This window comes from Xanthomonas theicola, from assembly GCF_014236795.1.
In the GTDB taxonomy this organism is placed as follows: Bacteria; Pseudomonadota; Gammaproteobacteria; order Xanthomonadales; family Xanthomonadaceae; genus Xanthomonas_A; species Xanthomonas_A theicola.
The window spans coordinates 3,845,023-3,856,379 of record NZ_CP049017.1; the positions used below are offsets into that span (position 1 = coordinate 3,845,023).

At 69.5% G+C, this 11,357-nt stretch carries 11 protein-coding genes and 2 pseudogenes; 2 read left to right on the forward strand and 11 right to left on the reverse strand.

Annotated elements, in window-relative coordinates:
• Nucleotides 1-74: 74 nt before the first annotated feature.
• The 3 genes from G4Q83_RS17945 to G4Q83_RS17955 all read right to left on the reverse strand — a co-directional run bounded on the left by G4Q83_RS17945 (nt 75) and on the right by G4Q83_RS17955 (nt 2,545).
• The gene (locus G4Q83_RS17945) at nt 75-950 is read right to left on the reverse strand and encodes an NYN domain-containing protein (protein WP_128420801.1); all 876 of its coding nucleotides are present in this window, start codon (nt 948-950) and stop codon (nt 75-77) included.
• Entirely contained in the window at nt 947-1,492 is a 546-nt protein-coding gene (locus G4Q83_RS24295; RefSeq protein WP_343068358.1) for a hypothetical protein, read from the reverse strand. The genes G4Q83_RS17945 and G4Q83_RS24295 overlap by 4 nt, the downstream gene beginning before the upstream one ends.
• Nucleotides 1,493-1,711: 219 nt before the next feature.
• Entirely contained in the window at nt 1,712-2,545 is an 834-nt protein-coding gene (locus tag G4Q83_RS17955; protein WP_128420797.1) for an SDR family oxidoreductase, read from the reverse strand.
• Nucleotides 2,546-2,656: 111 nt separating this feature from the next.
• On the opposite strand from G4Q83_RS17955, the gene G4Q83_RS17960 reads away from it, so the two are divergent.
• Entirely contained in the window at nt 2,657-3,550 is an 894-nt protein-coding gene (locus tag G4Q83_RS17960) for a LysR family transcriptional regulator (protein WP_128420798.1), read from the forward strand.
• Between the two features lie 67 nt (nt 3,551-3,617).
• On the opposite strand, the gene G4Q83_RS17965 is transcribed toward G4Q83_RS17960, so the two are convergent.
• Nucleotides 3,618-4,433 (reverse strand): EcsC family protein, encoded by an 816-nt coding sequence (locus G4Q83_RS17965; RefSeq protein WP_185817249.1) that lies wholly within the window; start codon nt 4,431-4,433, stop codon nt 3,618-3,620.
• A gap of 528 nt (nt 4,434-4,961) precedes the next feature.
• Here G4Q83_RS17965 and G4Q83_RS17970 point away from each other — a divergent pair.
• Nucleotides 4,962-6,791, forward strand: a complete 1,830-nt coding sequence (locus G4Q83_RS17970) for a family 43 glycosylhydrolase (RefSeq protein WP_128420799.1) — start codon at nt 4,962-4,964, stop codon at nt 6,789-6,791.
• 191 nt (nt 6,792-6,982) lie between these two features.
• Here the strand turns inward: G4Q83_RS17970 and G4Q83_RS17975 are convergent.
• From G4Q83_RS17975 to G4Q83_RS18005, 7 genes and pseudogenes are all read right to left on the reverse strand, one after another.
• Nucleotides 6,983-7,105, reverse strand: a pseudogene (locus G4Q83_RS17975) (IS630 family transposase); the annotation flags it as partial.
• Between the two features lie 11 nt (nt 7,106-7,116).
• Nucleotides 7,117-8,133 carry an IS30 family transposase gene (locus G4Q83_RS17980; RefSeq protein ID WP_185817250.1) on the reverse strand — a complete coding sequence of 339 codons (1,017 nt, stop codon included), beginning with the start codon at nt 8,131-8,133 and terminating at the stop codon, nt 7,117-7,119.
• A 263-nt stretch (nt 8,134-8,396) separates the two neighbouring features.
• A pseudogene (locus G4Q83_RS17985) lies at nt 8,397-9,227 on the reverse strand (restriction endonuclease).
• Nucleotides 9,228-9,356: 129 nt separating this feature from the next.
• The gene (locus tag G4Q83_RS17990; RefSeq protein WP_128421767.1) at nt 9,357-9,800 is read right to left on the reverse strand and encodes a hypothetical protein; all 444 of its coding nucleotides are present in this window, start codon (nt 9,798-9,800) and stop codon (nt 9,357-9,359) included.
• Nucleotides 9,801-9,901: 101 nt separating this feature from the next.
• The gene (trhA, locus tag G4Q83_RS17995) at nt 9,902-10,558 is read right to left on the reverse strand and encodes a PAQR family membrane homeostasis protein TrhA (RefSeq protein WP_386272879.1); all 657 of its coding nucleotides are present in this window, start codon (nt 10,556-10,558) and stop codon (nt 9,902-9,904) included.
• A gap of 155 nt (nt 10,559-10,713) precedes the next feature.
• Complete coding sequence (locus G4Q83_RS18000) at nt 10,714-11,004, reverse strand: HigA family addiction module antitoxin (RefSeq protein WP_128421764.1); 291 nt, start codon at nt 11,002-11,004, stop codon at nt 10,714-10,716.
• A 14-nt stretch (nt 11,005-11,018) separates the two neighbouring features.
• On the reverse strand, nt 11,019-11,300 hold the full coding sequence (locus G4Q83_RS18005; protein ID WP_128421763.1) for a type II toxin-antitoxin system RelE/ParE family toxin: 282 nt from the start codon (nt 11,298-11,300) through the stop codon (nt 11,019-11,021).
• Nucleotides 11,301-11,357: the final 57 nt, after the last annotated feature.

Below are 11,357 nucleotides of genomic sequence, written 5' to 3' on the forward strand. Positions count from 1 at the left end.
TTTCTCCGCTGTGCTCGCTGCAGCGCCACACCGCGCCGGATCGACGCACAACGGCCCGACCGGCAGCTGGCGGCTCAACTGCGCGAGCGCACGAAGATACGCTTGCCGCCGCCTTCGTTGCCGCGCTCCTCGATCTCGAACTGCGCCGACAGCCGGCGCAGCAGGTCGCTGAGTTTCTTGTGCCCGTACAGGCGCGGATCGAAATCCGGGCGCACCTTGTTGAGATAGCTGCCGACGCCGCCGAGCGCGGCCCAGCCCTGGTCATCGGACGCTTCCTCGATCGCCTGCCGCAACAGCGTCAGCGGCGCCGACAGTGGCGCGGCCTTGGCGTCGCTGGGCGCCGTCGGCGCCGCCATGGTCGCGGCGGTGGCCGCGGCCGGCTCGGATCTGGCGGCGGCCGCGGCCTGCGGCGTCTTGCGTCCCCTGCCCGCCGGCCTGGCCGCCGCCGCGGTGGCGGTCGGCTTGGACGGTTCGGCACTGGCCGCCTCGCTGCGCAGCACCTGGGTGTAGATGAACTTGTCGCAGGCCTGCACGAAGGCATCCGGGGTCTTGCGCTCGCCGAAGCCGTACACCGTCGGCCCCTCCTCGCGCAAGCGCTGCGCCAGGCGGGTGAAGTCGCTGTCGCTGGAGACCAGGCAGAAACCGTCAAAGCGGCCGGTGTACAGCAGGTCCATCGCGTCGATGATCAGCGAGCTGTCGGTGGCGTTCTTGCCGCTGGTGTAGGCGAACTGCTGTACCGGACTGATCGAGTGCTTCAGCAGCGCCTGTTTCCACTGGGTCATGCGCGTGCTGGTGAAGTCGCCGTAGATGCGCTTGACGCTGGCCACACCGTACTTGGCCACTTCGGCCAGCAAGCCTTCGATCACCGAAGGTTGCGCGTTGTCGGCGTCGATCAGCACCGCCAGGCGCGGCTGGTCGTCGTCGGTCTCGGATCTGGAACGGGTTTTCATGGCCAGGACCTGCGTGGCAACGGAAGCGGCCGCGGCGGCCGCGGCGTGGCGGCGCCGAGCCGCCCGGTGCGGGGCACCACTGTGCCACTGCGCGCCGGCGGAGGCCAGCGGCGATGCCGGTCGGGGCGCCGCGGCGGGCGCGGGCGGCAGATCCGGACGCTTGCGGAAGACGCGTGCGATCGCCCGCAGCCCTGCCGGCTTTCCGGCAGCGTGTCGTCGAGCTGGCACGCATGGCCCATGCCGTCCCACACAGGCAGGTCCGCCTCGCGCCCCAGCTCGACCAGGCGCGAATGGGTATGGACGACATTGCTCGGTTCGATCCGCACTCCGTAAGGTTCGCGCAGCGGTTCCGCCGCCCCTTTCGCCCATGCCTCGGTCTCGGCGTGGATACGCGGCAGGTCGCGCGCAAGCATGGCGTTGCCCATCTTCGCCAGCGGATCGCCATGGGCCATGCCGGCGCGCTCGGGAACGACGACAACGGCAGGTCCAATGCCGGGGTGCGCCCGGGCATCGGCCGCGATCGCGCATGGTGCCGCCAGCATGCAGCCAGCGCGATCGAGCCCACTTTCACTTGCCGCAAGTCTCCGCTCACGTGCTTAGTTCTGGCCGATGGCGGTCGAATGCAAAGGATACGTGCAGCCATGGCGTGCACGATCCCGCCAACCGCTTGCGTCAGTCCCCGGATCGGGAACGGGGGTTCATCGCAGCCTGCACGCGTCGCGTCGCAGGCGCCTGCGACGCCGGTCGGCGCAGGCCGCACATCATGCCGCATCCCTCTCCGTGGACAGCGCGATCGCCTGCTGCGCGTCCAGCTCGGCCAGGCGCTGCTGCAGCGCCGCGCGCACCCGCGTATACGCCTGCGCGCCGAGCAACAGGCGCCGCGGCGCCGGGGACACATCGAGCGCAGCCAGCATCTCGCGCACCATCTTGCGCGGATCGCCGAACGCGGCGAAGCGGCCTTCGTCCAGCGCGCGGCGCAACGCATCGGCCGGCGTACCCGCATACGCCGGGCTGGGCACGGTACGATCCAGGCCGCGGCCGAAATCGGTCGCCGCCGGGCCGGGTTCGACCAGGGTGAACGCGATGCCGAACGGTGCCACTTCCTGCGCCACCGCCTCCACGAAGCCTTCGATGCCCCACTTGCTGGCGTGGTACAGGCTGAAGCCCGGATAGGCGATCTGCCCGCCTTCCGACGAGACCTGCACGATGCGGCCGCCGCGCTGCGCGCGCAGGTGCGGCAGGACCGCACGGATCAGCTGGATCGCGCCGATCAGGTTGGTGTCCAGTTGCCGGCGCAGTTGCGCATCGCTGGCCTCCTCGGCGGCGCCGAACACCGCGTAGCCGGCATTGCTGACCACCGCGTCGATGCGCCCCAACTCGGCGAAGGCGCGGCCGACCACGGCGCGCAGCGCGGCGGCGTCGGTCACGTCCAGCGCCGCCACCCACAGGCGCTGGCCGTATTCGGCCTTCAGGTCGTCCAGCGCCTCGGGCCGGCGCAGCGTGGCGGCGACGCGATCGCCGCGCGCCAGCAGTTGCTCGGTCAACAGGCGGCCGAAGCCGGACGAGGTCCCGGTGATGAAATGCGTGCGGTTCATGCGCTTGCCCTCTCGCAAAAGCCACGGGAACGTGGCGGTCGGGATCAGACTAGGCCTCGCGCACCGCTGTTACTATCCGTCCAATTCCGCATGCGCCAGTGAAAATCGCCCATGAATCAGCGGCCTGCCCTGACCGATCTCAGCGCCTTCGCCGCGATCGTGGCGCATCGCAGCTTCCGCAAGGCCGCCGACGAACTCGGGCTGTCGCCGTCCACGCTCAGCCACACGATGCGCACGCTGGAGACGCGCATGGGCGTGCGCCTGCTGCACCGGACCACGCGCAGCGTCGCCCCCACCGAGGCCGGCGAGCGGCTGGTCGCGCGGCTGCAGCCGCTGCTGCGCGAACTGGACCAGGCGCTGGACGACGTCGGCAGCCTCGCGCACGGCCCCAGCGGCACGCTGCGCATCAACGCCAACGAGACCGCCGTGCGCCTGCTGCTGCAGCGCGTGGTGCCGCGCTTCCTGCAGCGCTATCCGGCGATGGCGCTGGACCTGGTCAGCGAAGGCCGCCTGGTCGACATCGTCGCCGCCGGCTTCGACGCCGGCATGCGCCTGGGCGAAGCGCTGCCGCAGGACATGATCGCGGTCCCGTTCGGCGGCCCACAGCGCTTCATCGCCGCCGCATCGCCCGCCTACCTCGCGCAGCACCCGCCGCCGCGCACGCCCGACGAACTCGCGCAGCACACCTGCATCGGCTTCCGCCTGCCCAGCGGCAAGCCCTATCGCTGGGAATTCGCACGCCACGGCCAGGAACTGGCGGTGGACGTCGGCGGTCCGCTCACGCTCGATCATCTCGGGCTGATGGCCGACGCCGCGATCGCCGGCATGGGCATCGCCTACCTGTCCGAGATGGCCGTGCAAGCGCAACTGGACAGCGGCGCGCTGGTGCGCGTGCTCGACGAATGGTGCCCGCCGCTGCCGGGACTGTTCCTGTACTACTCCGGCCACCGCCATGTGCCGGCGGCGCTGCAGGCATTCATCGAGGTGATGCGGGAACTGGGCTAAGCGCCAGCGGCATGCAGACCGCGGCACGTCGCGCACCGAACCGCACGCCTGGGCGCGCGGCCACGCGTCAGCGTGACGCCGGCAACGCCTCGTAGGCCTGCCGCACCGCGGCCTCGCCGTAGCGCCGCTCCAGCCGGCGCACGATGAAATGGCCGCGCGCCATCGCCTGGAAGTGCGCGATGAACACCGTGTTGAGCAGCGCGCCGCTGGCCGCGCCGACCAAGGGCACCGCCTGCGCCGCCAGCTTTTCGCTGACCGTGATCGAGAACTTCGCCGCGATCCGCGACATCAGCGACACCAGCGCCGGCGCACCCTTGCTGCCCAGCCCGTGCGCGGCGATGTACTGCGCGGCGGCGCTGAGTTGCTGCGCCATCGCGGTGCGCACCGCGAAATAGCCCGACTCGCTGCCGTCGTCGCGGGTGCTGCGCCCACCGTGCGCCAGCACCTCCAGGCAGGCCAGGGTGGTGGCCGGATCGTCCAGCCGTTCGCCCTCGGCGCAGGCGATATCGGCGATCGACCGCAGCATCAGCGTGGTGGTCAGCGGCAGTTCCACCAGCAGCCCGGGCAGGCCGAAAAAACCGCCGGCCGCGCCGGTCGCCGCCACCGCCGCGCCATGCAGGCGCGGCCGCGCCGCGCCCGGCGCCCGGGTGCGCAAGGTCAGCAGCGCCGAGCGCAGGGCGATGCGCAGCGCGCGCTGGCTGACCGCGTCGATGCGCGAGGACAGCGAGCGCGGCAGGCGCTTGCTCAGCAGGTTCTCGATCGGCGCGCCGACGGCATTGGCGATCTTCGCCGCCAGCCCGGGATGTTCGAGCAACGCGTGGGCCTGGGCCAGGTCGCGATGGTCGATGGCATCCATGGCGGGAATGGGGAGATGGGAGGTCATGGCCGGAACGGGTGGCGTGGGAACCCACAGCATGCACCGGACCGCGCTGTGATGCTGTCGAGGACAGATGACGGCTGCTGGCGCAGGACCGGCACGGCCGGGCCGGCCAGCACGACACCGCTCAAGCGGCGCTGCGCGGCAACGGCCCGGCCGCGGACCTGGCCAGCGGCGTATCCGCGCCATCCGGGTGCGCGCGCGCCGACCGGCGCGGGCACCGTCTGCGCCTGGCCGACGTGGCCGGCACCAGCGGCGGCCGTTTCGTGTTCATTGGCCGCCTATGGCCCTGCGCGGATCGGTCTGGCGCCGCGCCGAACGGTTCGGCGCGAGTACCGCGTCGCTGCCGGCGAGCACCCGGTGCCCGCCCGCGGCGCGGCGGTGCGCTCCATCACGCCGCGGACGCGGCGACGGCGCCATCGCGGCCGCACGCGGGCCGGTCGCAGCCGCGCGCAGGCGCCCGCCGGTCGCGGTGCGGCTGGATGCTCTGCTAGGGTGGTGCGAGCGCCGAACGCGGCAAGGGGGACCGCCACCATGGACAGACGTATCGCCTTGCTGGCATTGCTGGTGTGGCTCGGCGTGGCGCAGGCGCAGGTGCAGGCGCCCGGACGCCGCACCTACGCCAATCCCATCGACCTGGATTACCGCTACAACTTCGAACAGGTGAACGAGGGCATCTCCTACCGCACCGGCGCCGACCCGGTGTTCGTGCGTTTCGGCGATGCCTACTATCTGTTCCAGACCCTGGCCGACGGCTACTGGCGTTCCACCGACCTGCTCGACTGGCGGTTCGTTGCGCCTAGCCGCTGGCCGTTCGAGAGCATCGTCGCGCCCGCAGTGGTCGCCGACGGCGAGCGCCTGGTCATCATGCAATCGGCGTTCGAGCCGCGCCCGCTGCTGCAGACCCGCGACCCGGCCAGCGGACGGCTCGAGTTCCTGACCCGGTTGCTGCCCAAGCTCCCGCGCGCCGAGCCGATCGGTACCGAGATGAAACGCATGCCGTTGGACAACGTGCCGCCGGGGCCATGGGACCCGGACCTGTTCATCGACGACGACGGGCAGTGGTATCTGTACTGGGGCTCGTCCGACCGCTATCCGCTGTACGGCATCGCAATGGAGTCCGCGGCGCGGGGCGTCGCCTTCCGCGGCGAGCCCACCCCGCTGGTCGCGCTGGACCTAGCCAAGCACGGCTGGGAGCGCTTCGGTCCGGACCATCGCGGCGCGCGCTTCGCCGATGGCACGCCGATCGGCAGTTACCTGGAAGGCGCCTGGATGACCAAGGTCGGCGGCCGCTACTACCTGCAGTACGCCGCCCCCGGCAGCGAATACAACGCCTACGCCAACGGCGTGTACGTCGGCGATCGTCCGCTGGGACCGTTCGCCTATGCCGCCTACAATCCGGTGGCTTACAAGCCCGGCGGCTTCGCGCAAGGCGCCGGGCACGGCTCCACGTTCCAGGATGCACACGGCAACTGGTGGAACAGCGGCACCGCGTGGATCGGCGCCAACTGGACCTTCGAGCGGCGCATCGTGCTGTTTCCCGCGGCGTTCGCGGCGGACGGGCAGATGCGCGTCTCCACCCGCTTCGGCGACTTCCCGCACTGGATGCCGGACACGGCGGTCGACGACCCGGACAGTCTGTTCGCCGGCTGGATGCTGCTGTCCTACCGCAAGCCGGCAACCGCCTCGTCCACGCTGGGCGAGTTCGCCGCCGCGCGCGCCACCGACGAGGATCCGCGCAGCTACTGGGTCGCCGCGCGCAACGTGGCCGGCGAGACCCTCAGCGTCGACCTGGGTGCGGAGCGGACGGTGCGCGCGGTGCAGGTCAACTATGCCGACTACCGCTCGGACCGCTACGGTGATGCAGCGGACGTCTACACCGCATTCCGGCTGCAGCGCTCGCTGGATGGCCGCCACTGGCGACCGTTGGCCGAGATCGGCAACGGCAGCGAGCGCCGCGACCGTCCCAACGCCTACGTGCAACTGGACGCGCCGCAGCGCGCCCGCTACGTGCGCTATGTGCATGGCCATGTCGGTGCCGCGCACCTGGCGATCAGCGACCTGCGCGTGTTCGGCAATGCGGACGGCGCGCCGCCGCCGGCGCCGACCGCGACCGGCGTCAGCCGCGACCGCGACCGGCGCAACGCCACCGTGCGATGGCGCGCGGTGCCCGGCGCGGTGGGCTACAACGTGCGCTGGGGCATCCGCGCCGATCGGCTGAACCTCGCCTACCAGGTGTTCGCCGACCGCGGCACCGCGCTGGACATTCGCGCCCTGGATGTCGACCAGGCCTATGTGTTCGCGGTCGAAGCCTTCGACGAGCGCGGGGTGTCCGCCTTGGGCGACACCGTTGCAGCGCCGTGATCCGACCGCCGGCATTTGCCAAGCCAACGTGCAGGCGCAGCAGACATCGGCCCAATGCCAGGACGAGCGGACGCGCGCTGCCGGCCGCAGCGTTGGAGCATGAGCGGCTAGCGTCCTGTCCCGCTGATACGTGAGCAAAGTCGATGCAGCTCCTGGAGGATCGAATCTGCAGGTGCGGTCCACTTGAACGGCAGGCAGAGCGCGTTATCCGGCGGGCTCAGGTACAGGCCCACCACCTCGCGCAGCTTCTCGATGGAGAACGGGGCGGTGGACAGCTTGAAGCCCCCGGTGCGATGGGGCGGCCGGCCAAAGAGACAGGGCGGTCTCAAGATTCAAGTGCAACACGTGATTTGAACGCTGCGATGTCCGCTTCCATTGCCTCGCTAGGCGTCTTCCAGCCAAGTGTCTGGCGAGGGCGAGTGTTCATCAGCAACGCGATGTGATTGAGGTATTCCTGGCTGACGGCGGATAGGTCCGCCCCCTTGGGCAGGAACTGGCGAAGTAGACCGTTGGTGTTCTCATTGCTTCCGCGCTGCCACGGTGCGTGCGGATCGGCAAACCACAGGTCGATGTTCAACCGTTCCATCAGCTCGGCATAGCGCGTCATTTCGGTGCCACGGTCATAGGTCAAGCTGGTTCGCATGGATGCGGGGAGCTTCTTCATCTGACGGGTGAAACCTTCCAGTGCGTCTGTGGCGGTGCAGCCGTCCATCCGGCACAGCACCACAAAACGCGTCTTGCGCTCCACCAGGGTGCCAGCACAGGAACGATTGAACGCTCCCTTGATCAAGTCACCTTCCCAATGTCCTGGGACCAACCGCTGTTGCACCTCTTCGGGTCGGTGCACGATCCGCGGTTCCTCAGGCACCCAGCTGCGTTTGGCGGCGGTCGTGCGCCGTGATCCCCGGGGCGGCCTGCGCTGGCGCAACGCCTCCACAAGCTCCTTTTTCAGGCCGCCGCGCGGGTGCGCGTAGATCGTGGCGTAGATGGTTTCGTGACTGACGCGCTGGGCAGGATCATCCGGGGACATGAGGAGCAGCTTGGCAGCAATCTGCTGGGGCGACCAGCGCCACAGCACCAGATGATCGCGCACCATCTGGAATAAATCCGTTCCCGGTGTCAGCCGTCGCCGCCGAACGCTGTGCTGACGTCCTGTCCGGTAACGCATGGCCGCCTCTCGAGCACGGTAGACCGTGGCTTGCTGCCTGGCCAGCTCCCTGCTCGATGTCGACGGGCTTCTATCCAGCAGCCTGGATATCGAGCGTAAGCTCTGACCACGTCGCGTTTCGATTTGGAGTACCGCGCGCTCTTCTGCGCTCAGGTGGAGATAGCTTCTTGACATGCATACACCCTACTGGCTGAGAGGGTGTCGCGCTTGGAAGTTGAGTCTAAGCTGCGTGCAAAGGACTCAAACGGCGAACGCTCGTGGTCCGACAACACCAACTCCGCCTTCGGTCTGCCTGTCCTCATCGCGGTATCTGCGTTCCAAAGATCCCGCAAAGACATGCACAAGCAATGCCAGGCATCCGAGGGACAGGACCCTAGCGCCTGTGGCGTGCAGCCGCCCGCACTCAGCCAGTCCAGGCGGGCTGTGGGCAGGTGCGCTCATCCGCTTCCCCTGCATCGCGGGAACTGTGTACACCCCAAGAATCCTTTGCCCGTCTTCCGATTCTTCCGTTCCACCAACTCGCTTCCGCAACGCGGGCACGCGCGCGCTGACAATTCAACTCGCACGGCGGCAGGCACCAGCGTGGGGTCGACCCGCGGCGCAGGCGCCGCCTGCGCCGCCGGCTCTCGTTGTACCGCCCGGATCATCGTCAGCAACCGCTCGCCCCCAATCAGCTCAATCGGCTTGCCGTCCGCAAACCGCTCGGCATCGCGGGTATAGCACCCCACGCAAACGATCTTCACTGCATCAGCCTGATGATGCGTCAGCAATCCATCCATCTCGCGCACGATACTCACGCCCACCTGGCGTCGTTTCCATTGCTTGCATTGCACCAAAGTGCGGCAGCCCTGCTTGCGCAGGATCAGGTCGATGCCGCCATCGGCGCCGCCCGGGCCGGTCTCTTCCACGGCATAGCCCTGCGACGGAAGGCTTGGCCGACCAACAGTCCGAATTGGCGCCAGCCGTTCGCCGCCAGGCTTTCCAGGGTGGTGCGCGTATCGAGCAGTTTGCGCCGCTGGCGGGCGCCGAGGAAGGACGCGAGGGCACCCAGCCAGCACACGGCCAACAGCAGCCACGCCAGTGGCGCGAGCAACGGCGCGATGCCCTCCACGACTTCTTGCGCCAGCGCATTTGCGTTGTGTTGGGAAATCCACCAGGCCAGGCCATGGCGCACGGCGACGAAGCCGGCGACGCCCAGGGCGAGACCCAGCGGCCAAGGCAGTGCCTTCGATCCAGCAGAACCCGCGGCGTCCCGGTCTGCGTCCCATGCTACCCCCCCTCGCTGCACCGACGATACCCTGCGGGACGGGTCCTGGCAGCGCTGCGGCGGATTCGTCTACCGGATCGGCGCCACGCTCCGGCGCGCGGCACGCCGCAGCCGCGCCCTTCGGGACCGGTCACTGCTGTCCGGCACAGTCCGGCGCCTGCTCGGCGCAGAGCGCCGCGGCGCGACGCATCTGCGCCTCGCTCAATGGCGGTGGGCGGGCGATGGCCGACTGGACCTGGTCCGGCGCGCCGCTGAGGGTGTGCAGGCCCTTGGCGGTCTTGCCGGCGAGGTAATAGATGCCGAGCGCGAAGTAGCCGCCGCCCTGGCCGACCTGTTCCACCGAGGGCGGTGGCCGCCAGTCCTTGTCGAAGCGGTTGGGCTGGAGAGCGACCGGATTCTTGAAGCGGTACAGGTCCAGCGGCGGCTCCTCGTCCGGCGGCAGCGCGCGCACCTCGTCGAGGGTCTGGATGTCCTGCTGCGGCGCGGCGGGCGCGGCATCGGCCTGCTGGGCGCACGCCTGCGCGAACACGCCCAGCAACGTGGCGGCGACGAGGACGCGCGCGGCATTGCACATCGGGACGGTCATTGCGTTGGCGGCAGCCATGGCGGGCGCCGAGCTTACGGTCGACGGCAGGCCCTCGCCAGCGCGCCGCCGACCATGCGTGCGGGGCCGGTTCATGCCGGCGGCAGCGGCCGCAGGCACAGCCAGATGGCGCACCAGTGCGACAGCGCGCCGCCCAGTACGTGCGCATGCCAGATGACACGGTTGTAGACCATCGACTTGCGCACGTAGAAGCCCACGCCCACGGTATAGCACGCGCCGCCGGCGGCGATCAGCCAGAGCACGGCGCTGTCCAGGCCGGCCATGATCGGCTCGATCGCCACGATGCCGGCCCAGCCCAGCAGCAGGTAGATCGCGACCCAGAAGCCCTTGCTGATGCCCGGCAGGAACAGCTTGGCGAACACGCCGAACAGCGCCACGCCCCACACCGCCAGGGTCATCGACCAGACCCAGGCGCCGGACAGGGTCAACACGAACAGCGGCGTGTAGGAACCGGCGATCATCACGAAGATGCCGGCGTGGTCGAGCCTGCGCAGGATCGGCCGGCGCTGCGGCGGGGCGAAGTTGTAGGCGGCCGAGCAGGCGAACATCGCCAGCATCCCCAGCGCGTAGACGCAGGTGGCCAGGATCAGCGCCCGGTTGGCGTGGGCGCGCCAGACCAGCAGCGCGCCGCCGACGATGGCCAGCAGCAACCCGGCAGCATGCACGATCAGGTCGGCGCGGCGCGCGCGGGCGGTTTTGTAATGTGGGGCGATAGGGGGAACGGACACGGACAAGGCGAGTCTTCGGCGCGTCGGGGGACGGCGCCGCTGCGCGAGGGGGGAGCACAGGATACGCGCTGATCGCGACGATCAGGTCCGCTTTCTCGGCCGGTGGCTGCCGGCGTCGCTCGGCATTGCCACGGCAGGCACGCGCTTGCCTGCGCCTACGCCGCGATGCGCGCGATCTTCCGCGCCTGCGCGCCCAGCGCGCGCCGCGCCTGTTCCAGGTCGTAGTCCGCCTGCAGGCCGAGCCAGAAGCGCTCGCTGGTGCCCAGTGCGGCGGCCAGCCGGATCGCGGTATCGGCGGTGACGCTGCGCTTGCCCAGCACGATTTCGTTGATGCGGCGCGGCGGCACGCCGGCGGCGCGCGCCAATGCGTTCTGGCTGATGTCCAACGGGGTCAGGAATTCCTCAAGCAGGACTTCGCCGGGGTGGATGTTGGGCAGCGTCTTCATGGCGGCTCGATGGGTCAGTGGTAGTCGACGGTTTTCACGTCCAGCGCATCGCCGTCCTTCCATTGGAAGCACACGCGCCATTGATCGTTGATCCGGATGCCGTATCGGCCCTTGCGATTCCCCTCCAACGCTTCCAGGCGGTTGGCCGGCGGAACACGCAAGTCGTCCAGCGTGGCCGCACTGTTGAGCATGCGCAGCTTGCGCCGAGCCACGGCCTGGATCTCGGCCGGCCATCGCCGGGAAGGCGTTCTCTGCCAAATCTTTTCGGCTTCCTTGTCGACGAAGTTCCGGATCACGCAGCAACCATAACGCCATCCGCCATATGACGCAACCCGTCATAGAGATCAAGGAGT